The organism is Leptospira neocaledonica (assembly GCF_002812205.1).
GTDB classification, from domain to species: domain Bacteria; phylum Spirochaetota; class Leptospiria; order Leptospirales; family Leptospiraceae; genus Leptospira_B; species Leptospira_B neocaledonica.
The window spans coordinates 195,925-217,972 of sequence record NZ_NPEA01000009.1 but is presented as its reverse complement, the minus strand read 5'-3'; the positions used below and the strand labels follow the sequence as shown (position 1 = coordinate 217,972).

Below are 22,048 nucleotides of genomic sequence, written 5' to 3'. Positions count from 1 at the left end.
TTACTACCTTGAACACGCGACTGTAAAAAATATTGAAGAGAGAATCGAGTAATCCTTTAGATCTATTTTTTAAAAATAAATTTTATGATAATTTTATAAGACATTAAGAGCCCAATTAGTTTTTTCTATATTAAGTTCGTCTTATGAAAAATTTAGAAGCTAAGAATTAAAAAAGAATAGAAATATTTTAGGATTATTTTTTTATCCATCGAACATCTAACCGGCTCACTTTTACAAAAGGTGCAAATGTAAAAGATCGGTTTAGAAAGACGAAATTCGGATCCTTCAAACTATATAAAAGAAAGGTGACGAAGCTTCGCAAGTAATCCGACATAATTTAAGGTTCTAAGAATCGTTTGAAATAAATTATTTTAGTATCTATGCCTGCGATCTTCATGCTAAAATCGACGGGCTATGTTGAACTCTAGACAGATAAAACAAATTCTCTTCGGCTATCGCGAGAATTCGAAGAAGAATATCGAGGATAAATATGGCAGAAAACGAAATAGATCTTCTATTGGAAGAAGACGAAGCGGATGATGAAGACACACTCGAAAACAAGTTTTTAGTCTTTTCACTGTCGGAAAGAGAATACGGATTAGAAATCAAATATATCATCGAAATTATCGGGATGCAACCTATCACGGAAGTTCCCGATATGCCGGCCTTTATCAAAGGAGTGATTAATCTTCGAGGCAAAGTAGTTCCACTAATCGACGTTAGGTTAAGATTCCACATGGAATCCATTCCTTATACCGAAAAAACCTGTGTCATTATTCTAAGCATAGAAGGAGAAAGCCTCGGCCTCATTGTGGACACCGTTCGCGAAGTGGTAAGTATTCCTTCCGAGAACACTGAACCCGCTCCAAAAATGGGAGACGGTGAGGCAAATCGCTTTATCGCATTCTTTGGGAAAGTCGAAAACTCCGTTAAAATCCTACTCGATGTGCGTAAACTGCTGAGAGACGACGAGTTGGAAGTCCTACATGAAAAACTTCCTGAAAATGGAACTCCAGCCTAAACAAAAGAAATTTATAATAAAGCAAGGATAGAAGAATGAGCGTCAAAGCCAAATTAACCATAGGATTCTCAACCGTAGTCGTTTTGTTGATCTTCGTAGCAGGATTTGCGGTGTATCGTTTAAATACTTTTAATGCAGTAGTTACTAAAGCGGTTAATGTTTCTGCTAAAAAATCGACTATGCTACTCGCAATGCGCACCGCAATTCTCAAGGTTACTCGAGCGGAAAAAAACACGATCCTTTCCACCGAAGAAGATGATATGAAAAAATATATCGGTGAAACGGAGACAAACTTAGCACTTTTACCTCAATTGGGAACGGATGTCTATCCTCTCCTCCAAGAAGCAGGTAAGAAGAATATGGAAGAGTTTAGGGTCGTAGAGAAAGAGTATAGAGCTACTCTGAAAAAAGTTTTAGATCTCGCATATATTAATAAAAACGTAGAAGCAAGGCAGATCTCCCAGGTCCAACTGAGAGCTCACTTGGATAAGATGGAAGGTTATCTGAATCAGATGATCGACCGTGCTCAAAAGGAATTAGATGACGCAAATAAGAGCACGGATGACTTGTATGCAGAAACTACTTTTTTAATGATCTTAATCCCGATCATTTCTTCCTTGATTGCAGTTGCTTGCGCTGTTTGGATCACAGTTTCAGTAAATAAGGCTCTGAGCACAGCATTAGAAGTGGTGGGTTCCGTTTCTTCTGCGGCAGCACAGGTTTCAGCAACTGCATTTTCTTTAAGCCAATCCTCAAACGAACAAGCGGCCAGCTTAGAAGAAACTACCGCGGCTGTGGAGGAGATGTCTTCTACGATCGAACAAAACTCACATAACGCAAAAGAAACCAACTCCATGGCAGAATCTTCTGCAAGAGATGCGAATAAGGGTAGAAAATCTGTATTAGAAACCTTAAACGCGATGAAAAAGATTTCTGGTAAAGTTAATATTATAGAAGAGATCGCATACCAAACAAACTTGTTAGCCTTAAACGCAGCAATTGAAGCAGCAAGAGCAGGTAAACACGGAAAAGGATTCGCAGTGGTTGCGGACGAAGTAAGAAAGCTGGCTGAACGAAGCCAGATCGCTGCCCAGGAGATCAACGGACTTTCTAAAGATTCGGTGGAACGTGCAGAAGATGCAGGAAAACTTATAGAAGAGATTGTTCCAAGTATAGAAAGTACTGCAAAGTTGATCCAAGAAATTTCGGTTTCTTCGGACGAACAAGCAAGAGGTATCACTCAGATTAATACCGCAATGGTCCAATTAGACCAAGCTACTCAAGAAAATGCTGCGGCCTCCGAAGAGTTGGCATCCACGGCAAAAGAATTGAACGAACAAGCAGAAACTCTTTTAGAAGTCATGGGAACTTTGATCAAGATAAGGGAAGAAGTATTAACCGCTTCTAAAGGAAAGTCCAGAAAGCAGGACAGGGAACCTTCTATAATAAATCAACCGGCCAAGTCTCATTTCCATGCTCCTCATTTTGATCTAAAACACGCAGCTTCTCAATTCGGGACCGCAAAGAAGGATAAAAAAAGTTCTAACGGAAAAAATTTCCTTCCATTGATAGATGAAGAGTCGGAGGCAACGAGCCAATCCGAACATTCTTCAGGCGCAGAAGAAAATTCCGGCGAAATAAAAGTATAAAATATGGATCGAGAACATCTTCTTTCGGAATTCGTTTCGGAAGCGCGGGACCTGATCGACTCTGCAGAAACTTCTCTTCTAACATTAGAAGAGGAGATAACAACCCTTGGGCAGGGAAATCCGGAGACTCTTAATAAGGCTTTTCGTTTTTTCCATACTCTAAAAGGTTCTTCTGGGCTGTTAAAACTGGAAACAGTGGTTAAGATCACTCACTTGGGAGAAACCCTTCTAGATATATTAAGAAATCAGAATAAGGTTACCGAGTTTGATTTCAGCGATGATCTGATGGAAACTTTGGACCTTCTTCGCAGGATATTCGATCGTGTGGAAGAGGAAAAGACAGACGCTGGTTTCGAGCAAGAAACAGAGATTATCCGGAATAAACTAAAGGAGCAATTGGATCGAATTTCCAAAGGCCCGGAAAAAGAAAAAGCTCCTCCGGAGAATAAATTCGGATTTTTTGAGGAGGTATCTCCACCTGCTCCAAAAGGATTCGGTTTTTTCGAAGAAGAAACCAAACCCGCAATCGTGGAAAAAATCCCAAGTCCTACTTCAGAGGTAAACCCGGTCATACAAGAAGTCCAAGTGGTAGAGAAGAAGAAGGATATCCGTATCTCAACGGATAAGTTAGATCAACTCATGGACTTCATGGGGGAATTAGTGATAGCAGAGTCTAACGTGATCCATCATCCTGAATTAGAAGGATTAAGATTAGAAGGATTCCGCTCCGCAGCAAGACATTTACACAAAATAGTCAGAGACTTGCAAGAAGTCACATTATCGATGAGGATGGTGCCTTTATCTTCTACCTTCCAAAAGATGAACCGGTTGGTAAGAGACTTGCAAAAACGTTCTCAGAAAAAATTGGATTTTAGGATCGGCGGAGAAGACACGGAAGTTGATAAGTCCGTAGTGGAGATCATACAGGATCCCATCATCCATCTATTAAGAAATTCTATTGATCACGGTTTAGAAACTCCGGAAGAAAGAGCGGAACTCGGCAAAAAAGATAAAGGTGTGATCCGCTTACAAGCCAGACAATCTGCAAACGAAGTGTGGATTCTAGTGGCGGATGACGGAAGAGGACTCGATCGAGAAAAGATCATCAACAAGGCCAGAGAAAAAGGTATACTAAAAGGAAATCCGGACGAGATGAGTGATAAGGAAGTTTTCCAACTCATATTCACTCCTGGATTTTCTACCGCGGAGAAACTCACCGATATTTCCGGAAGAGGTGTCGGAATGGACATCGTTCTTCAAAATATCAAAAAACTAAACGGTAAAGTAGAGGTACGTTCCAAAAAAGGAGAAGGTACCACGTTCATTTTAAGAATTCCTCTTACTTTAGGGATTATAGAAGGAACCGTTTTTGAAGTGGGGGGAACCTATCTCACTCTTCCGACGATAGAAATCAGCGAGTTAGTCAGTCTAAAAGATCAGAAATTGATCCATCCGTATAAGGACCAAGAAGTTTTGGACTTAAGAGGAATTTATATACCTGTAATACGGATCAACGATCTACTCGGCCTCAGAGAAAAGCTCGAATACAAAAGTAAAAACCCTGTCTTGATCATTCTGGAAAATGAAGATAGATTCTTGGGGGTACTCGTGGACGAAGTATTAGGAAATCAGAATATTGTGATTAAACCACTCTCTTCTTCCATACAAAAGGCCCAAGGGGTAAACGGATTCACTATTTTAGGGAACGGAAGAGTGAGTTTGATCTTGGACACTAAATTTTTATTCGAAAAATTCCATGGAGCCGCGTCCACATCGACCGGCGAAAACTCGAATCTAAGTTTGGAAAAATTGGCCTGAACTAGAATGATAAGTGTGTATATCATAGACGATAACCGGATTGTCCGTGAAATAATCGCTTCCCAATTGCAGGAGGACCCTAGATTCACAGTAGTAGGATCTTCCACCGCAACCGAGGCGATGAAGGAAATAATAAAGGCCAAACCGGATGTGATCACACTAGATGTGGAGATGCCGGACATCAGCGGGATAGAATTCCTACAATGGCTGATGCCTAAATTCCCAATCCCTGTGATCATGCTCAGCTCCTTTACGCAAGCAGGAGCCAAAGTCACGTTAGATTCATTGCAAGCGGGGGCCTTGGATTTCGTCCAAAAAGCGGACGGAAGTGAAGAGGATTTCCTCAGAATGGTATTGGAACTTAAGAATAAGATCCGTGCCTGCGCAAAAACGAATGTGTCCGATGTATTAAATCGGAACCAAAGGACTTCTCAAACAAAATCACGGGACAGCTCCGCAGTTTCCAAGATCAAATTGATCGCTATCGGAGCTTCTACAGGTGGAACACAAGCAATCGAATATTTGCTTAGAAATCTTTCTGGAGAACTTCCTCCTATTCTGATTGTACAACATATGCCTGAATATTTTACGGGAATGTTCGCGGAAAGATTAGATTCGGTTTCTTCTTTAAATATCCAAGAGGCTCAAGAAGGCCAAAGTATTTCCAAAGGAAATGTGTACGTTGCTAGAGGAGATCATCATATGGAACTTGGAGATCCCCCTTATTATAATATTCGAATACACAAGGGGGAGAAGGTCACAGGTCATAGACCCTCCGTAGACGTATTATTTCATTCAATTTCAAAATCCCCATTGGCTTCTTTTTGCGCGGCGTTTCTTCTCACAGGAATGGGAAAAGATGGAGCAAAAGGACTAAAGGCACTTTTCGAAAAAGGTGCAATGACATTCGGACAAGACGAATCCACATCCGTAGTATACGGAATGCCTAGAGAAGCATACGAGATGGGAGTGGTAAAAGAACAGATCTCCTTAGACAATATCCCTGAAAAAATTTCAGAACTATGTTTCGGAACAGCAAACAGTTATAATTAATCAAAGGTAAGGTAGAAAATGACAAAAATACTCTGCGTAGACGACGCTCCCACGGTTTTAAAACTTTTAGATTTCACTCTTACGGAAGAAGGTTATTCCGTATGCAAAGCCGCGGGACCTGACGAAGCTCTCACTAAAATAGAAGCGGAAGGTCCTTTCGATATAGGCATCTTCGATGTGAACATGCCTGGTAGAACCGGAATAGAACTCACTAAGGAAGTTTTAAGAACGGAAAAAGGGAAAAGTATGAAAATATTAATCCTTACCACTGAGTCCAGCGACGCAATGAAATCACAAGGAAAAGAAGCAGGCGCAAAAGGATGGATGATCAAACCTTTTAACGACGAGGACCTTCTCGCCGCAGTAAAACATCTGATCGGTTCTTAAATTTTCCAATATAATCTTTTTTTATCCAAAAAGAAAAGGATCAAAAACCATAAGACCAACACAGTTATAGAATATAAGAAGGAACTCAACTCCGGAGAATCTATCCAGCTTTTATAATATTCTTGATAGATCAGATTTTTTAAAGGGATCTTTTTCCCTTCCGGAGAAGAGACCATAATTATATTCAAACTTCTGGCAAATATCCCCGAACCGAAAAACACCAACAAAGCGTTCTTACCGAAAGGAAGAAGAAAACTTTGCAGGACTCCAAACCCAAATCTTTCGTATTTTTCTAAAATTAAAAACAAAGAAACAACAAGAAGAGCCCAGCCCGCTGTCCAAAGGGAATAAGTCCCGGTCCATAAACTTTTATTGATCGGATAATAAATCCCCCAAACCCCACCTACAAACAATACTACAAAAGCGCCTAATGTTATTTTTCCCGAAATAGAGAGAATGGATTCCCCCTTCCCCAAAGAAACTTTTAAAAATTCTCCGGCAAAAATCCCGCAGAACACAGATGCGATAGCCGTAAAAGAAGTCAGAAGTCCTTCCGGGTCCCAGACCTTGCCGAATTTCCATAAATGTGTTTGGCCGAAAACTTCTCTGTCTATCCAAGCTCCCCAGTCTTTTCCTTCTTTCATGCTTGGCTCTAAGGTTTCAGGAGGAGGGACAAATTCCAATAAATACCAATACGCAATCAATAAGGATAAAAATAGGAAGATCCTGAATTTCAGATTTTTCTCTTTGTATAAAATTGCTCCGAAGAAGTAAGCGAATCCTATCCTTTGTAAAACTCCAGGAAATCTAAGATTAGAAAAACTCCATTCTCCGAAAAAATTCAGAAACAATCCAAGAAAGATAAGAATCGAAGCACGCTTTAGAATTTTAGGAAATTCTTGTATTCCATTGGATACGGAAAAGGGAATAGAAGCTCCGACCACAAAAAGAAAAAAAGGAAACACTAGATCCGTTGGGGTACATCCATCCCATTTAGCATGTTTAAGAGGCCAGTACATATTGGACCAGGTCCCCGGATTGTTTACCAGGATCATCCCGGCCACAGTCAGACCTCTCAAAAGATCAATGGATAAGATACGGATCGGATTTTCAGGCTTCAAGTCGCGAATACTACCAAAGAGATCTATGGAATTCCGTGAAACCCCAGACATCTTTGATCTGGACTTCTCTTCCTTTTTCCGGCCTAAAACTGCCTGAAAATTTTCCTACGAATTGCCTGAAATACAATTTAGTCCAGATCAGATTTACTTTTTCTCTTCTTTCTCCCTGGGGTTCGAATTCTAAACGGATTCTTCCCTCCTCGTCCCAAAGCCTCCAAGGCTTATAAGGATCTTTATGAGAAAAATCGAATATACACCTGTTGACTCTTTGCCTTTCAGAATCGATCCAGTAGGCATTCTCAGGGAAAAAACTTTCATTTACTAAAGCAGCAAAATTGGCTCCTATCTTTGTCCTATCAGGAAGAACCGAGGAAAAAGCCGCCCAATACCAATTTGTCTCCCTTCTTAAATAACCACCGGACCAGTCATAGACCATTGTGGTGTTAGAAAGATTTCGCACCAGTTCCTTCTTCTCATATTTTACGCTAATACGATCAGGAATCAATGGAGAACATTTTTCCGTAAATGTCCAACGACTTGGTTCTGACGGATTTAAAACCCTAAGAGGATTATGAGTGAGAAGAGAATATGGAAATTCCCCAAAGATCTCCAATTTATTTCCAAAGTTTGCATCGAGTAGAAGTTTTCCTTCGGAATGCGACTTTCGGATATTCAAGAAAGACTTTCCCTTTTTAAAAGAGATCTCGTATTCATCCGGATTGGCCGGGAATTTTAAAGCAAGACCTAAGTCGGGTCCTTTTACATCGAATTCGTAGACCTTGCCCTGATCGAATTTATATAAATAAGCAAACACGTTATACGCATAGCCGAGGCTCACAGCTGCAATACCGACTAGGCAATCTTCCATCATGATCCCTAGATAATTGAAAGAATGGAATGCGAACTTCTTTTTGAGTCCTTTGATCTCTTTCCCGAAAAAATCCAGAAGAGTAAAATCGTGGTGATTGAATTCGATCGGACTGTCCCAAACTCCGTAGTGTACTTGATTTTCAGGTCCGATAATTTTTTGCATAGATTTCGCTCGATTTTCGAACGCTTAGAGGAAAAATCAATGGGATTTCTACCCTATCAACCAAATCTGCTTTACAATTAACTTTTTCATACCAAGATCGACCTAACAATCGTTCGGGAAAATCGGCATAACCATTTTATGGGAGAAATCCAGAGCAAGCATGCAGGAAGCAGAGAAAATCTCGAAACTTCCGACTTAAAAACTCTGAAAGATAAAAAAACTTCCCGAGAGATCTCAGTTCTTCTCTATCGAGTATTATTTCGAAGCGAAGAAGTTCGGGGAGGTTCGGTCAAAGTAGTTAAAGAGACCTTTATCCGCACCCATTCCAATCACCCGGAACTCTTTCCCATCCTAGACAGATCCAAGTTTGTTCGGGACATGATCTCGGTTTTCAAAACTTCTACTGTCCTTAATCCTGAAAAGTTAGAAGCATTCTTCGCCTCTATACACGCTGCTTTCCAAAGCGAACTTAGATATTTATTAGGCAAGTCCACTCAGTTCACCTTCGACATTATGTTTCAAGTGATAGAATCTATCCTTCAAGAGATGAGTCATCCAGAAGACCAAAGAACCGTGGATGTAAAAGATAGAGAGCTTATCTTAAAACATTTTAGAGCTTATAACGATCTTTCCAAATACTTCAATAAGATGGGAACTTCTAAAGCAGTGATCGACAAGAAGGACGATATCATCACCGAGATCTCCATCAATCATAAAGAGATTACTATCGTTTCAATCGAGAATATGTTCCGAAATATTTTGGCCCAGATCCTTCTTTCCCGAAAATACAATTGTGGGACATTAATAGATAAGTGGTCTACGGAATACGGCTTTGGTCCGGAACAGGCCCAGTCTATGAGAAATTATATCCAAGATACTGCGACTCTGACCGATTTCAGGACACAATACGCAAACGCATTACGCGCTATTGGAACGGAGAATGATATGGATCTTATGTTCCTTAGAACATTATCCAACTATTATTCTTCTTGGGTGACTCAGGTTTCAGAACAGATCCCTGCTTAAGGGAAGAAGACACGCCGCAGTAATAAACCACGGCGTATTTTAAAATTATCCGATCTTTTTTAAAGAATATCCCAAACAATAAGACGCGGCGGCTAATCCATAATGAAATAGATCCACTCTAGGAAGCTCTGCAATCGTTCCCACTGTTCCGATCACAAGTCCGGAAAGAATAAATAAAAGCGCACCAGCGATTCCATACAATGCAGCAGTTTTATGAGAACCTTTATATTTTCGGATACATACTACCAAAACTGCGATCAATGCAATCGCTCCGATCAAAGTAGCATATAAACCTAAAGGATAAAGATAACTTAATACAGCTAAAACTAAAAGAATAAGGCTAAGAAGATTCCAAGTTTTACTGTCTATCTTTCCGAAACCCGCATGGAAAAATGCGATTCCGATCCAAGGAACTCCTACCACTCCCGCAACATGAACGATAGGTCTATAAATTGGGCTAATCCAATCGCCTCCTAAAAAGAAAACCACTCCAAGCAGAGCACCTAACCCGATCAAAAAAAGACCGTAGGCTCCTCCTTTTTTAGAAACATTTCCTCTAGCGGAAGACTGGACGGAAAGACCGGCCCAAGCGGCAAAGATTGCCAATACTAAATCCGAAATAGCAGTACTAATATGCATGACGAACAAAGAATCCCATCCAAATCAAAAAGCAAGAAGGATTCATTTTAAAATTGATTTTCCTAGAGTCCCCTCTATTCTCAGGACTTTTTATTATGAGTTTGGACTCTTGGATCTCAGAATCAGATAGTATTCGTAAGGAAATTAAAAATCCCTATTCGAGCGGATGTATATTCGTAATTGGGATCTTGGCCTTTGGTGTATTTGGAAGTATCGCTTCCTTATTTTTCGGAGTATTATTCCTTACGGAAGAAGATAAAATTTTTCCAGGATTCGGGTTCTTCTTTTGTGTTTCACTCGTTACTATTTTTATCATTACTATGAGAAGTTATAGAAAAGCATCTCATATAGTAAAAACGATCGAGATCCAAACAAATACCTCTCTACTTTCTTTAAGAGAAACAGGCAAGGCAGATGTAGAACTTTCTCTTTCCGAATTCATTTCATATATGATCTTATTTAGAGCAGAAAGATCTTCTTCTACTGGAAGCAGTATCAATACGAACAGCACTTGGAAATACTGGGATTTATACTTGGTATACAGGGATGGAAGTTGTATTTTACTAGAAACTTTTAGAGATGGGAATTCTCTTAAACAAGGATTAGAATTTTTTAAAACAAAACTTCCTCTTCCCGTTTGGGACAGATCGGATCTAAGGATCACAAATCCTGAATCAAAAGATATCCCTCATAAACAAGATCCTAAAAAGATAGAACCTTCTGCCTGGGTTAAAACGGAATCTAAAGACCAAGGAACTAAGATAGAAATTATAGAACCTAAATCTATAGGAAAAACCTTTATCACACTCCTTGTTCCCGTTTTATTTTATGGAGCATGGTTTACGGTCTTAAATTCTTTCCTGAAGAATTTTGAAAATCTGATCTTTTTAATTTTCTTGATCCCATTTTCTATTTTCTTTCTGGGAATTACCACTCTGATGACTGTCTTTATCATATTCAAGAAGACAGATATAATCGCAAATACACTCGAATTAAAATTTCGTTATTCTACCAGAATTCCTATCTTAAGCAGTTTATTATATAAGGAAAGAAGTATCCCCCTCTCTTCTATCCGAAATGTGCGCACGATCCGTATGGAACAGGATAATCATATACTTTGTGTTGCATTAAAATCTTCTCATGGATCAAAACAAAGAACCTTCTTGGATTTTCTATATAATGTCCAGGGAGTCAATCTTTCAGCAAAACAACTTCCTGGAGATACGGAACTTTTAGGAATTATAACTTTAAGCTCCTGGATACCAAAAGGCCCAGGATATAGTGATCTAGTATACGCGGAGAACGTATTGGAATCCGTTTTGGGCCTTAGAGAAGAGTCCCTAACATTCTCTGGTTTGGCTTCTTCTTCCAAAAAATAAAATTATATCATTTAGAAAGAAGAATGGATCCAATCTGTACAAAAGGAGTCTAAGAGCAAGTATGCAAAACTTAATATTAAACCAATCCGTCCGACTCAATAACGGAGTGGAGATGCCTGTCCTCGGACTCGGGGTTTGGAAAACTAGATCCGGAAAAGAATGTATAGATTCAGTTTTGAACGCATTGGAATTCGGATACAGACATATAGACACCGCTAAAATTTACGGAAACGAATCTGATGTGGGAGAGGCGATTAAGAAGAGCGGGATTCCTAGGAAGGAATTATTCATCACCACAAAACTATGGAATGGTGATCAAAAAAATCCACGTAGGTATTTGGATGAATCCTTAAACACTTTAGGATTAGATACAATAGATCTATATCTGATCCATTTCCCGGTGGCTGGAACCAGAAAACAAGCCTGGAAAGAACTAGAAAAAGCCTATAAAGAAGGTTTAGTCCGTGCGATCGGGGTCAGTAATTATACAATCCCTCATTTACAGGAATTGTTTCAATACGCAGAAATTATTCCCACAGTAAATCAGGTGGAATACCATCCTTTCCTAAATCAGAACGAACTTTTAAATACTTGCAAAAAGAATAATATAGTTCTGGAAGCATATAGCCCCCTTGCCCATGGCCAAAAAATTTCAGACCCAAAACTCGCGGCGCTTGCCTCGAAGTATAAAAAAACTCCTGCTCAGGTCTTGATCCGATGGGCAATCGATAAGGGCTTAGTAGTAATCCCGAAATCGGTCAAAAAAGAAAGGATCTTGGAGAATTCGCAAGTATTCGATTTCAAACTCAGCGACTCGGATCTGCAGGCAATGGAAACTTGGAATGAGAACTTTCGGACTTGTTGGGACCCTACTGGAGCTTAAATAGACTTGAGTTTATTAGCTTTTTTTGTTGACTTTTTTCTTTTAGGGAAGTCTATACATTAATAGTTCAATCTTAAAGTATTATGGCTACTCATTATAAAGGAAAGTCTAGAGATGTAAAGGTACTCGATGCCTACATCAAATTAAGCCGTTGCGCGGACTCCATCCGTACAATGGAGGAAAAATTCCTCAGCCAGTACAATCTGACCAGCGGCCAATTCGGATGTTTGGAAACTCTTTATCATCTGGGCCCAATGTGCCAAAAAGAGATCGGTCAAAAAATATTTTCCTGTGAAGGAAATATAACACAGATCATAGACAACTTGGAAAAAAGAAGCCTAGTACTCCGAGTCAGAAGTGAAGAAGACAGACGTTATTTTATCATCAATCTTACCGACAAAGGAAAGGAACTCATCGGAACTTCTTTCCCTGATTATTTGGAGCAGTTGAAGGGCAAGATGTCCTGTCTCAGCGACGAAGAACTCAAAAATTTAGGACAGATCTGTAAGACTGTCGGACTCAAATCCGCGTAATATGAAAGGAGGGATCTATGTTTTTCGGATTTTTCGGCCCATTACTTTAATAATAAACTATTAACCAATAGACTATACAAACAGGAATCATTCAGGAGGTGATCATGATTCAGAAAATTCTCAAAACGGATTCGGATATAACATCTTTAATTCTAAGGATAACCCTAGCAGTGGTAATGTTCCCACATGGAGCGCAAAAGGTTCTAGGCTGGTATGGCGGCTACGGATTCTCCGGAACTTACGCATACTTAACCGGCGCAGGCTTTCCAGGTTTCTTGGTAATACTTTTATTCATCGCAGAATTTTTAGGACCGATCGGATTACTTTCGGGTCTTCTTACAAGGGTAGCCGCAGCAGGTATCGCAGTAGCGATGACTGTCGCAATACTTCCTCATGCAGAGCACGGTTTCTTTATGAACTGGGCCGGAAGCCAAAAAGGAGAAGGTTTCGAATTTCATCTGTTGATGGTTGCAATCTCCTTAGCATTAGTGATCAAGGGAGGAGGAAAACTTTCCTTGGACGGAGCTATCTCCAAAAAATAAAACGTACCATTATACCTAACTACCAACTTGAGAGAGGTCTTCGGGCCTCTTTTTTTTTACCTAAGAAGGGTATGATCTTTCGAATAACGTGCAATTTTCACGACGAAAAATTGTTCTAAAAAGCGTTCCGGATTTCTGGAAAATTAATAAACTAATCATAAGGGCTTAGTATTTGTTTGATTTTAACCTATTACTCAAAGAAGATAGAACAGGATCTTACATAATTCATTATGAAATTAGAAACAATTAAAATTCGCTGCCGCTTTTTATTCGAACTAGAGTATCATTGTTTTGATAGATTCCTGTAGTCTATTTATAACAACTATGGAAAAGGGAAAGAAATCCGGTCCACTTGACCGGGTTTTCAAGTCGATCCAAGGATATCTAACTCCAAAAGCTCCAGTCTCTTCTGGACTTTCCTTTTGGAGAGAACTCATCTTAACTTCTATCTTATTCACTATGACCATACTTGGAACCATAGTATACTTTCCGAGCGTGTATCTTGCTTGGACAGAAGGCAAAACGGAAGTTCTATGGGTAGATTCATGTGCATTGGGGCTGATCTATTTTCTTCTACTTGTTAAAAGAATAAATTTTTCTATCAAAGCCACCATGGTCCTTACTATGAATTATTGTTTAGGACTTTCTCTTTTAATATTCGTAGGCCCGGAAGGAGGAGGATTACTTTGGCTGTTTCCTTTTCCAGTGCTCGCGGGAGTTCTATTCGGGCTCACCCCTTCCCTACTAGGACTTTTGGCGAATATGATCGCGGTCTTTATAGCATCCAGGGCACAATTTTATATGAATCTTCCATGGTATATGGCTCCCGAAAGATTGTACGTAGTAGGATTAAACTTTCTGATCGCTAACACAATCGTATGTGTTCCTCTTACTATACTCATGAGAGGACTACAGGAAAGTGTGCAGAGAAGACACGAATATCTTACGAATCTTAGATTAAGAAAGGCTCATATATATAGATCCAAACGTACTTTAGAAAAAGAGATCGCAACAAGGATCGAAATCGAAAGGACTCTAGAGGAAAATTTAAGAGAGAAGGAAGTACTCCTTCACGAGATTCACCACAGGGTCAAAAATAATCTACAGATCGTTTCCGGAATGTTAAACTTACAGAATATGTATTCTGCTGAATCTACTACTTCCGAAATTTTATCCAAGGCACAAAACAGGATCACTGCGATGGCGATGATCCATGATCATCTATATAAACAGGATAAATTCGCAAATGTGGATATGAAAACCTATTTGGATTCACTTTTAAGACATTTGGTTACGTCTTATTTCCCTTCCGGAAATCGGATCGGTTTCGAAGCAGATATGGAGACGGTTAGACTTTCTATGGAGAAGGCAATCCCCTGCGGCCTGATCGTAACCGAGCTAATTTCAAACTCTCTCAAACACGCGTTTCCAAACGAAGCCAAAGGAAATATTTTTATTCAACTAAGAGTAAAAGAGAATAAAATCCATCTCACTGTCAAAGACGACGGCGTAGGAATGCCTGCCATTCAAGAATGGTTTGGACAAACTGCTTCTAAAAAGAATGACACGGATTCCTCATTGGGTCTAATGATCATTCGTTCCTTATGCAACCAACTCAAGGCGGAGCTGGACCTTAAAAACGTAGGCGGAACTTCTGTTTGCTTGATTTTTAAAACTTGATCGATTTACATTGTTTTGATTCCACTAAATTTTGCTGAATAGAGTCGAATCCATAGAGGGCAAAATGAATTCAGTCCAACACGATGTCGCCGGCAAAAAATTTCTGATCCTGCAAGACGGAAGAGAGGCTCATTTGGTTTATAGGGAGATCGGTGCCCATGTTTGGGACCTATATCATACCTTTGTTCCGACCGATTTTAGAGGAAAAGGGATCGCCTCACAACTTGCAGAAGCCGCGCTCAAAACTGCAAGGGCAGAAACGAAAAAAATTATCCCAAACTGTTCCTTTGTGCAAACTTACCTAAAAAGGCATCCTGAATATTCAGATCTGGTGATTATGGAATGATCCATCATATAGCGATTTCCACAAAAGATCCCGAAACATTAAGAACATTTTATATAAGTATCCCAGGCATTTCTTTCGAAAAGGATCATTTTTATCAGGATGGTCGGCTTAGATCCTCTTGGCTTTTAGCGGGAATTGTTCGGATCATGATAGAAAGGGAAGAAGAATCCAAGGCCCCGCACGCACTGATCTTCTCCGCTACAAAAAAGGAAGAAAGAGTTAAGATAGATTCTTTATTCGGAGATTCTTTTATAGAAAGGACGGATTATACAAAGTATTTTAAAGATCCGGATGGAAATCGTTTAGGATTTAGTTCTTATCCGGAACCTTGGGATTAAGTAGTCGCTAATGCTTTTGCTGCGATAAAGGAAGTGGTCCAAGCGTTTTGGAAATTGAATCCACCTGTGATACCGTCTATATCCAAAACTTCTCCCGCAAAATAAAGTCCCGAATGTAATCTACTTTCCATTTTGGAAAAATCCACTTCCTTGCGGCGAACTCCTCCGCAGGTTACGAATTCTTCTTTAAATACTCCCTTGCCTGAAACTTTTAAAACGGTTCTTTTTAGGATCTCCTCCGCTTGGTGTAATTCTTTGGAGGAAATTTCGGACCATCTTTTTTCAGGGCCGCAGGACTTCTCCCAAACCCTTTCCCAAAATCTGGAAGGTAAGTCGAATTCAGAACGACTCCCCGGTTTTTTGGAAGGACTATCCTTCTTCTTTTCCAAAAATATTTCTCTCAATTCTTGTCTGGAGAGACCAGGTACCCAATCTACAAACAGTTCCGCTTTATAATCGGAATCGAATAATTCTCTGGCAGCCCAGGCGGAAAGTTTTAGAACTGCAGGACCGCTCAGTCCCCAGTGAGTGAAAAGAACGGGACCCCTTTGTTTTAATTTAGAATTTTTGAATATGATCTCGACATCTTGGACTGTCAAACCTTGGAATCCATCTAATAAAGGATCCGAGATCTCGAATGTGAATAAAGAAGGGACCGGCGATTCAATTGTATGCCCCATATTTTCCAGCCATCCCCATACTTTGCGAGAAGATCCGCTCGCCAATAGAACGGAATCGAAATATTCTTCTCCTTCTTCTGTTTGTATCCTGAATCTTTTTACGTTAGGGTCATCATTTTTATAAATTCCTAATATAGAAATTTTAGTTCGTATCTTGACTCCGGACTTTTTTGCCTCTTCTAGTAAACAGTCGATGATAGTTTCTGAATTGTCTGTGACAGGGAACATTCTACCGTCGTTTTCCGTTTTTAATTTTACTCCCCTGGATTCGAAGAAGCGGATTGTGTCCTTGGGTTGAAAAATCTCGAAAGCTCTTTTGAGTTCCTTTTCTCCCCTTGGGTAACGTTTGGATAATTCTTCCGGATCGAAACAAGAATGAGTGACATTACATCTGCCCCCTCCGGAAATTTTTACTTTGGATAGTACATTGGGAGATTTTTCGTACAGTTGTACTGATATTCTTCCTTCTGAAAGAATTCTAGCTTGGATGGCTCCGAAAAAACCGGCGGCACCGCCGCCGATCACTGCTAATTTTTGGGTTTGGGTTTCTTCCATGAACGGGGAATTATATTGTCCCCATTTTTCCTGCGGAATAATCCTCAAATGCCTGTTGTATCTCTTGAGGAGTGCTCATCACAAAAGGACCATAACGTGCCACAGGCTCGTTCAGAGGTTGTCCTCCTAGAATCAATACTTCCCAAGCAAAATTTTCGGGGGCTCTGAGGCCTATACTACCTTCTCCCCCTTGATAAAATACTGTTTCACCTTCTACCAGATCATGTTCTGCATCTGTATCGATTACAGTACCTTCTCCCACGAAAGGATAGGCCAGAATATTATAATCTTTTGGAACTGGCACTTCTGCATACGAACCTGGAGAAAGTTTCAAATGGAAAAATACAATTGGAGTCTGAGTTTGGATGATTGCATTGGTTCCCCAAAGCTCTCCTGCGATCACTTTTGCCCAAACACCGTCTTTTTCTGCCACAGGAAGTTCGGATGAATCCATCTCCTGGTAATTCGGGGAAATAAGTTTTTTATCCCTTGGGAGATTAACCCAGATCTGGAATCCATGCATTCTTCCGCCTCTGGATTGAAAATCAGCCGAAGGAAGTTCTGAATGTACTAATCCTGCACCCGCTGTCATCCATTGGATCCCACCTTCTTTTAATTTTCCCGCGTGCCCCCAGGAATCTTTGTGTTCCATTTCTCCGGACAATAGATACGTAACTGTTTCGAAGCCGCGATGAGGATGATCGGGAGCGCCTATTGCTTTGCCTGGTTCGTAAACGACAGGTCCCATTTCATCCAAAAGTAAAAACGGGTCCCAATAAGAAAATTGCGGAACTGGGAACGGTCTTCGGACTGGAAATCCTCCACCTTCGATAGTTTTTTCGGCGATTCTTGTTCCGGTTATTCGTCTAAAACCCATATTTCCTCTCTATATTACATTGGACTCGAAAAAGGATCCTAAGGGAATTCTTTTTAAAGAATGAGAGAAGTTTCCATGGCGACGACTACTATTGCTTTTACTGTGCCGATTTCTTTGAGCAGAGCGTTCAATTACGTTTCTAATTTCGAACGTTTGCCCGACTGGTCAGGAAATATTCTCTCCTTTAAGAAAAACGAAAGTACTACTAGTTTTCAAGTGAAAACTAAACTTTGGTTTTTTGCATGTAAGTTCGAATATCAAATTTTAGAATCCAAGTATCCAAGCAGATTGGTACTCCGGATCAAAAGTAGATTTTCGGACCAGACGGAAACATTTTCTTTTTACCCAGACCCAAAAGGCTCCGATACTGATACTAAAATCCTTTTTACAAGTCAGATGGAATTGTCAGGATTTTCTAAAATTTTTCGATATTGGATCTTCTCCAAGGCGTTCGAAAATACTCGAAAAGATATCCGAAGACTGCAAGAGATCCTCTCTCACGGCAAAACCTTAGGGATTCGTAATTTTCAGGTGATACATGATTGATCCTGAAAATAGTCCATTAAGCAGATAAATCCTTGTGTTTTTGCTTTCAAAAAGGAAGATATGCCCCATTATTTTTAGTCTTAAATAATATAACATTTCATTATGGAAAATCTTCCTTATAGCGTCGCTCCCTTACCCGAAAACGAAGAAGAAAGGGTACAGGCATTAAGACGTTATAGAATTCTGGATACGCCTGCTGAAGAAAAATACGACGGCATTATAAAAGCTGCCTCCCTAATTTGTGGGGCGCCTATGGCATTGGTTTCCCTGATCGATTCGGAAAGACAATGGTTTAAGGCAAGAATGGGGATTAACGATTCGGAAACCCCTAGGCGAGATTCCTTTTGTCAATTTGCACTCTATGAAAATAAAACCTTAATTGTAGAAGATGCTCAATTAGATCCAAGATTCCGGCAAAATCCTTATGTAGTAAACGATCCGAATATCAGATTTTATGCAGGCGCACCATTAAGAACTCCTGATGGTTACGTTTTAGGCACATTATGTGTATTAGATACGCAGCCGAAAAAATTATCAGAAGCGGAGATACAAGCTTTAGAAGCATTGGCAAATTCTGTGGTTTCTTTTATGGAATTAGATGCTAAATCTCAGTCATTGATACAGCTGCAGGCTGTAGCACTAGAATTACAAAAAGCTAAAGAACAATTTTTCATTAATATGAACCATGAGCTTAGGACTCCCGTGCATGGAATCCTGGGAATGGTGGATTTACTTCATCAAACAAATAATCCTGAACTTCAAAAGGAATATCTGGATTCATTAACGGAAAGCTCGGAACATCTGATTCGTTTGATCAATGATGTGATCGATTTCAGTAAGGCAGAATCAGGCTCCTTACATTTCAGTTTTAAAGAATTCGATATGATTTCCCTTCTGGAAAGATATTCGGAAGAAGCCTCCGACAAAGCGTTCAAAAAAGGATTGGCATTTAAAACCATCCTTCCCCCCGCAAGAGAAAGTATAGATGTAAAATCAGATTCGATACGCGTTAGGCAGATCCTTGTTAATTTGGTTTCAAACGCTTTGAAGTTCACTGAAAAAGGCGGAGTCACCGTAGAGTTGGCCTTAGAACGTGAGACCGAAACGGATATAACTCTTTCTTTGAGTGTAAAAGATACAGGCATAGGGATAGAAGCTCATCGGATCCCGACTTTATTTGAGGCATTCTCACAAACCGATATTTCCAATTCTAGAAAATACGGCGGTACAGGTTTAGGACTTTCTATCTGCAAACGAATCTGCGAAGCATTGGATTGGAATATATCCGTAGAAAGTGAATCAGGAAAAGGTTCTAGATTCGTTTTAGAAATGACCCTTCCAAAAGCGGACCTCTCCGAAAAAGTTAAAATTGTAGAATCTAAAAATCGGATCAATTTCGATTTCTCTGAACATAAAGACCTGAAAATCCTTGTGGCGGAAGACAATCCGGTAAATCAAAGATTGATCCAAAAGATGTTGGAAAAATTAGGGTTACGTTGTGCGGTCGTTTCCAACGGAATAGATGCATTGGCATATTGGGAGGAGATGGATGTGGATCTTCTTCTTTTAGATATACAAATGCCGGAGCTAAGTGGATTAGAGACCGCAAGAATCTTAAAAAAGAAACCAAGTACAAGAAAGGTTCCTTGGATCATTGCAGTCACCGCCCATGACAGCCCCGAAGACAGAAAAGCATGTGCGGAAGCTGGCATGGACGATTATTTAGGAAAACCTTTTCGGATAGAAGATCTGGGGGAGAAGATCCAAGAATTTTTGAAAGATTTCCCCTCCTCCCTTGCCTCCTGAATTACATTAAAAAATTCAAAAGTATCTTCCTTCCTCCTTCTGTGGCAAAAGACTCTGGATGGAATTGTACTCCTTCCATTCTTTTTTCCTTATGCCGAATTCCCATCAGTTCGGTGCCGGCATAGGCGGTCCTTTCCCATTCTTCTCCGAGTGAATCCTCATCCACTACTAAAGAATGATATCTCATCACTTTTAGGCTAGAGGGAAGATCCTTAAACACTCCTTTTTGATCAGTTTTGATCTCTGAAATTTTTCCGTGCATAGGATATTCTGCTTTTATAATATTTGCTCCTGCAAAATGAGCTATACCTTGCATTCCGAGACAAACTCCTAAAATAGGAACATCTCCTCCCAACTGTTTTAGGATTTCCATAGAACAGCCGAAATATTCAGGATCTTCCGGAGTTCCAGGCCCGGGAGAAAGTAAAATTCTATCATATCTCTCCTTTAAAACTTTGGAGACATCTGTTTCATTCTGGCGAATCACATCCAATTTGAATCTATAGGGGAACTCTTCTTCTAAAATTTCTCCCACAAGTTGGAATAGATTATAGGAAAAAGAATCATGATGATCTACTAACAAAACTTTCATCGAGTTGCCTCCATCGCTTTCAAAATCGCTCCTAATTTATGACCGATCTCTTCGTATTCTGCATCCGGATCAGAATCCATCACGATCCCCCCGGAAGCTCTGACCACTGCCTCTTCTTCCTTTCTGAAATAACTTCGGATCGGAATACAAAAGGAACAATTTCCATCGAAGCCGAATCTTCCTACCGCTCCTCCATAAGGTCCCCTAGGATCGTTTTCTATCCTATGGATGATCTTCATGGATTCTATCTTAGGAGCACCGCTTAACGTTCCCGTAGGAAAAGAAGAAGCTAATCCGGAAAACATATCCTGGCCGACTCTCAATATTCCCGAAACTTCCGTAGATAGATGTTGCACATGACTGAATCTTTTGAGAGCAAACGAATCTCTCACTTTTACAGTTCCAAATTTGGAAACTCTTCCCAGGTCATTTCTATGCAAGTCTACGAGCATATTATGTTCTGCTATCTCTTTCGGATCGGAGAGAAGTTGTAACGCAAACTTCTGATCTTCGTCTTCGTTTTTTCCTCTTCGAATTGTTCCTGCCAAAGGAAAACTTTCAGCAAGACCGTCCTTCAATCTAAATAAAAGTTCGGGACTCGCTCCCAAATGAACTTCTCTCGGAAAACTCATAAAAAACATAAAGGGAGAAGGGTTTATTTTTCGAACCGACTTATATAATTCGAAGTCACCTTTCTTCCTGGAATCGGCGGTTTCACCTTCTCCGACTAAAAAAGTTTTTCGAAAGCCCACTTGGCATTGGAATGTATTTCCTTTTCGGATCTCTTCTAAAACTTCCTTTACCATCGATTTATGTTCTTCTTTCGTTTTAGAAAAACCTAAATCAACCGACTGGAACTTTCCTCTACCAGGAGTTTTCCTATTATAAATTTCCTCGAATAAACGGTATCGATCTGTTCCGTAATGAAAATATTTGGATTCTCCTGTTCTTCTATCCAAAAGGATCCCATCTTCCATCCATGCAAAACAGAACTTTGGAAATTTGGAATGTTCTTTTAGAAGGAGGCTTGGCTCCATATCATTCGCCGCCTCATATGAAAGGTAGCCGTAGAGGCCTCCTCCACCTGATTCCGTATATTCTAAGAATGATTTCCGAGGGGGGAAAATTTCAGAAAATAACCGGTATGGATTTCCCCTAGCAATCTCTTTTCCGTCACATTCTAATCTATCTTCTTTTGCTCGGAAGACTCTCTTGGGAAAACCCGAAATAAAACTGTATCTGGAATTATCCGATTCGGGTCCCAAACTTTCGAAGAGGACCGCGACCTCAGTTTCTTCCATTAATTTTTGAAAATATTCCAAGACATCTTCTTCCTTTAAAGGAAAAGCTCGTAAGATAGGCCTTGGAAAAAGAAAATCTGCCTCTTTTCTTAATTTTTGTATTTCTATGGACATACTTATCTCCTCATAAGTCGAATGCGAACATTCGATAATATATTATAAAAAAAGAATATGTAAGTATGATTTGGCCCGGGAGGGCCACCAAGTAAAGATAGAAGGGATCAAAACAAAAGAGTACAAACC

The 22,048-nt window shown here is 39.9% G+C and carries 22 protein-coding genes; 15 read left to right on the top strand and 7 right to left on the bottom strand.

Annotation, left to right across the window (positions count from 1 at the left end):
* The first annotated feature begins 490 nt into the window (after positions 1 to 490).
* Genes CH365_RS16890 through CH365_RS16870 form a run of 5 tightly spaced genes read left to right on the top strand, consistent with a single transcriptional unit; the run spans position 491 to position 5,928 of the window.
* A complete protein-coding gene (locus tag CH365_RS16890; protein WP_100769708.1) occupies positions 491 to 1,021 on the top strand; it encodes a chemotaxis protein CheW in 531 nt (176 codons plus the stop codon).
* 35 nt (positions 1,022 to 1,056) lie between these two features.
* Positions 1,057 to 2,670 carry a HAMP domain-containing methyl-accepting chemotaxis protein gene (locus CH365_RS16885; RefSeq protein WP_100769707.1) on the top strand — a complete coding sequence of 538 codons (1,614 nt, stop codon included), beginning with the start codon at positions 1,057 to 1,059 and terminating at the stop codon, positions 2,668 to 2,670.
* A 3-nt stretch (positions 2,671 to 2,673) separates the two neighbouring features.
* A complete protein-coding gene (locus CH365_RS16880) occupies positions 2,674 to 4,488 on the top strand; it encodes a chemotaxis protein CheA (RefSeq protein ID WP_100769706.1) in 1,815 nt (604 codons plus the stop codon).
* Between the two features lie 6 nt (positions 4,489 to 4,494).
* The gene (gene cheB, locus CH365_RS16875; RefSeq protein WP_100769705.1) at positions 4,495 to 5,541 is read left to right on the top strand and encodes a chemotaxis-specific protein-glutamate methyltransferase CheB; all 1,047 of its coding nucleotides are present in this window, start codon (positions 4,495 to 4,497) and stop codon (positions 5,539 to 5,541) included.
* 18 nt (positions 5,542 to 5,559) lie between these two features.
* Positions 5,560 to 5,928, top strand: a complete 369-nt coding sequence (locus CH365_RS16870; RefSeq protein ID WP_100769704.1) for a response regulator — start codon at positions 5,560 to 5,562, stop codon at positions 5,926 to 5,928.
* Here the strand turns inward: CH365_RS16870 and CH365_RS16865 are convergent.
* The gene (locus CH365_RS16865; protein ID WP_100769703.1) at positions 5,925 to 7,100 is read right to left on the bottom strand and encodes an acyltransferase family protein; all 1,176 of its coding nucleotides are present in this window, start codon (positions 7,098 to 7,100) and stop codon (positions 5,925 to 5,927) included. The genes CH365_RS16870 and CH365_RS16865 overlap by 4 nt on opposite strands.
* Positions 7,060 to 8,082 (bottom strand): DUF2804 domain-containing protein, encoded by a 1,023-nt coding sequence (locus tag CH365_RS16860; protein ID WP_100769702.1) that lies wholly within the window; start codon positions 8,080 to 8,082, stop codon positions 7,060 to 7,062. Before CH365_RS16860 ends, CH365_RS16865 begins: the two co-directional genes overlap by 41 nt.
* 138 nt (positions 8,083 to 8,220) lie before the next feature.
* Between CH365_RS16860 and CH365_RS16855 the strand changes: the two genes are divergently transcribed.
* Positions 8,221 to 9,108, top strand: a complete 888-nt coding sequence (locus tag CH365_RS16855; protein WP_100769701.1) for an LIC_13029 family protein — start codon at positions 8,221 to 8,223, stop codon at positions 9,106 to 9,108.
* Between the two features lie 45 nt (positions 9,109 to 9,153).
* Here CH365_RS16855 and CH365_RS16850 read toward each other — a convergent pair whose 3' ends face one another.
* Positions 9,154 to 9,747, bottom strand: coding sequence for a DUF6962 family protein (locus CH365_RS16850; RefSeq protein ID WP_100769700.1), 594 nt, complete (start codon positions 9,745 to 9,747; stop codon positions 9,154 to 9,156).
* Positions 9,748 to 9,842: 95 nt separating this feature from the next.
* Here CH365_RS16850 and CH365_RS16845 point away from each other — a divergent pair, with 95 nt between their 5' ends.
* The 7 genes from CH365_RS16845 (at position 9,843) to CH365_RS16815 (ending at position 15,448) form a co-directional block, all read left to right on the top strand.
* The gene (locus tag CH365_RS16845) at positions 9,843 to 11,126 is read left to right on the top strand and encodes a hypothetical protein (RefSeq protein WP_244283256.1); all 1,284 of its coding nucleotides are present in this window, start codon (positions 9,843 to 9,845) and stop codon (positions 11,124 to 11,126) included.
* A gap of 61 nt (positions 11,127 to 11,187) precedes the next feature.
* Entirely contained in the window at positions 11,188 to 12,009 is an 822-nt protein-coding gene (locus CH365_RS16840; protein ID WP_100769698.1) for an aldo/keto reductase, read from the top strand.
* An 83-nt stretch (positions 12,010 to 12,092) separates the two neighbouring features.
* Positions 12,093 to 12,542, top strand: coding sequence for a MarR family winged helix-turn-helix transcriptional regulator (locus tag CH365_RS16835; protein WP_100769697.1), 450 nt, complete (start codon positions 12,093 to 12,095; stop codon positions 12,540 to 12,542).
* A gap of 104 nt (positions 12,543 to 12,646) precedes the next feature.
* Entirely contained in the window at positions 12,647 to 13,084 is a 438-nt protein-coding gene (locus tag CH365_RS16830; RefSeq protein ID WP_100769696.1) for a DoxX family protein, read from the top strand.
* A 324-nt stretch (positions 13,085 to 13,408) separates the two neighbouring features.
* Positions 13,409 to 14,764, top strand: a complete 1,356-nt coding sequence (locus CH365_RS16825) for a sensor histidine kinase (RefSeq protein WP_100769695.1) — start codon at positions 13,409 to 13,411, stop codon at positions 14,762 to 14,764.
* 64 nt (positions 14,765 to 14,828) lie between these two features.
* Positions 14,829 to 15,110 carry a GNAT family N-acetyltransferase gene (locus CH365_RS16820; RefSeq protein WP_100769694.1) on the top strand — a complete coding sequence of 94 codons (282 nt, stop codon included), beginning with the start codon at positions 14,829 to 14,831 and terminating at the stop codon, positions 15,108 to 15,110.
* Positions 15,107 to 15,448: a VOC family protein gene (locus tag CH365_RS16815; RefSeq protein ID WP_100769693.1), complete on the top strand. Its 342-nt coding sequence runs from the start codon at positions 15,107 to 15,109 to the stop codon at positions 15,446 to 15,448. The genes CH365_RS16820 and CH365_RS16815 overlap by 4 nt, the downstream gene beginning before the upstream one ends.
* On the opposite strand, the gene CH365_RS16810 is transcribed toward CH365_RS16815, so the two are convergent.
* Both CH365_RS16810 and CH365_RS16805 read right to left on the bottom strand, forming a co-directional pair.
* Positions 15,445 to 16,683: a BaiN/RdsA family NAD(P)/FAD-dependent oxidoreductase gene (locus CH365_RS16810; RefSeq protein ID WP_100769692.1), complete on the bottom strand. Its 1,239-nt coding sequence runs from the start codon at positions 16,681 to 16,683 to the stop codon at positions 15,445 to 15,447. The genes CH365_RS16815 and CH365_RS16810 overlap by 4 nt on opposite strands.
* Positions 16,684 to 16,693: 10 nt before the next feature.
* The gene (locus CH365_RS16805) at positions 16,694 to 17,560 is read right to left on the bottom strand and encodes a pirin family protein (protein WP_100769691.1); all 867 of its coding nucleotides are present in this window, start codon (positions 17,558 to 17,560) and stop codon (positions 16,694 to 16,696) included.
* A gap of 60 nt (positions 17,561 to 17,620) precedes the next feature.
* Between CH365_RS16805 and CH365_RS16800 the strand changes: the two genes are divergently transcribed.
* Together CH365_RS16800 and CH365_RS16795 are read left to right on the top strand one after the other, a co-directional pair.
* Positions 17,621 to 18,106: an LIC13081 family protein gene (locus tag CH365_RS16800; RefSeq protein ID WP_244283254.1), complete on the top strand. Its 486-nt coding sequence runs from the start codon at positions 17,621 to 17,623 to the stop codon at positions 18,104 to 18,106.
* Between the two features lie 102 nt (positions 18,107 to 18,208).
* Positions 18,209 to 19,912 (top strand): hybrid sensor histidine kinase/response regulator, encoded by a 1,704-nt coding sequence (locus CH365_RS16795; RefSeq protein ID WP_100769690.1) that lies wholly within the window; start codon positions 18,209 to 18,211, stop codon positions 19,910 to 19,912.
* Between the two features lies 1 nt (position 19,913).
* Here CH365_RS16795 and CH365_RS16790 read toward each other — a convergent pair whose 3' ends face one another.
* On the bottom strand, positions 19,914 to 20,504 hold the full coding sequence (locus tag CH365_RS16790; protein ID WP_100769689.1) for an anthranilate synthase component II: 591 nt from the start codon (positions 20,502 to 20,504) through the stop codon (positions 19,914 to 19,916).
* Complete coding sequence (locus CH365_RS16785) at positions 20,501 to 21,919, bottom strand: anthranilate synthase component I family protein (protein WP_100769688.1); 1,419 nt, start codon at positions 21,917 to 21,919, stop codon at positions 20,501 to 20,503. The genes CH365_RS16790 and CH365_RS16785 overlap by 4 nt, the downstream gene beginning before the upstream one ends.
* Positions 21,920 to 22,048: the final 129 nt, after the last annotated feature.

Coding starts and splice junctions, on each gene's coding strand:
- CH365_RS16890 (WP_100769708.1), top strand. CDS start 491: ATGGCAGAAAACGAAATAGATCTTCTATTGGAAGAAGACGAAGCGGAT.
- CH365_RS16885 (WP_100769707.1), top strand. CDS start 1,057: ATGAGCGTCAAAGCCAAATTAACCATAGGATTCTCAACCGTAGTCGTT.
- CH365_RS16880 (WP_100769706.1), top strand. CDS start 2,674: ATGGATCGAGAACATCTTCTTTCGGAATTCGTTTCGGAAGCGCGGGAC.
- cheB (WP_100769705.1), top strand. CDS start 4,495: ATGATAAGTGTGTATATCATAGACGATAACCGGATTGTCCGTGAAATA.
- CH365_RS16870 (WP_100769704.1), top strand. CDS start 5,560: ATGACAAAAATACTCTGCGTAGACGACGCTCCCACGGTTTTAAAACTT.
- CH365_RS16865 (WP_100769703.1), bottom strand. CDS start 7,100: ATGTCTGGGGTTTCACGGAATTCCATAGATCTCTTTGGTAGTATTCGC.
- CH365_RS16860 (WP_100769702.1), bottom strand. CDS start 8,082: ATGCAAAAAATTATCGGACCTGAAAATCAAGTACACTACGGAGTTTGG.
- CH365_RS16855 (WP_100769701.1), top strand. CDS start 8,221: ATGGGAGAAATCCAGAGCAAGCATGCAGGAAGCAGAGAAAATCTCGAA.
- CH365_RS16850 (WP_100769700.1), bottom strand. CDS start 9,747: ATGCATATTAGTACTGCTATTTCGGATTTAGTATTGGCAATCTTTGCC.
- CH365_RS16845 (WP_244283256.1), top strand. CDS start 9,843: ATGAGTTTGGACTCTTGGATCTCAGAATCAGATAGTATTCGTAAGGAA.
- CH365_RS16840 (WP_100769698.1), top strand. CDS start 11,188: ATGCAAAACTTAATATTAAACCAATCCGTCCGACTCAATAACGGAGTG.
- CH365_RS16835 (WP_100769697.1), top strand. CDS start 12,093: ATGGCTACTCATTATAAAGGAAAGTCTAGAGATGTAAAGGTACTCGAT.
- CH365_RS16830 (WP_100769696.1), top strand. CDS start 12,647: ATGATTCAGAAAATTCTCAAAACGGATTCGGATATAACATCTTTAATT.
- CH365_RS16825 (WP_100769695.1), top strand. CDS start 13,409: ATGGAAAAGGGAAAGAAATCCGGTCCACTTGACCGGGTTTTCAAGTCG.
- CH365_RS16820 (WP_100769694.1), top strand. CDS start 14,829: ATGAATTCAGTCCAACACGATGTCGCCGGCAAAAAATTTCTGATCCTG.
- CH365_RS16815 (WP_100769693.1), top strand. CDS start 15,107: ATGATCCATCATATAGCGATTTCCACAAAAGATCCCGAAACATTAAGA.
- CH365_RS16810 (WP_100769692.1), bottom strand. CDS start 16,683: ATGGAAGAAACCCAAACCCAAAAATTAGCAGTGATCGGCGGCGGTGCC.
- CH365_RS16805 (WP_100769691.1), bottom strand. CDS start 17,560: ATGGGTTTTAGACGAATAACCGGAACAAGAATCGCCGAAAAAACTATC.
- CH365_RS16800 (WP_244283254.1), top strand. CDS start 17,621: ATGAGAGAAGTTTCCATGGCGACGACTACTATTGCTTTTACTGTGCCG.
- CH365_RS16795 (WP_100769690.1), top strand. CDS start 18,209: ATGGAAAATCTTCCTTATAGCGTCGCTCCCTTACCCGAAAACGAAGAA.
- CH365_RS16790 (WP_100769689.1), bottom strand. CDS start 20,504: ATGAAAGTTTTGTTAGTAGATCATCATGATTCTTTTTCCTATAATCTA.
- CH365_RS16785 (WP_100769688.1), bottom strand. CDS start 21,919: ATGTCCATAGAAATACAAAAATTAAGAAAAGAGGCAGATTTTCTTTTT.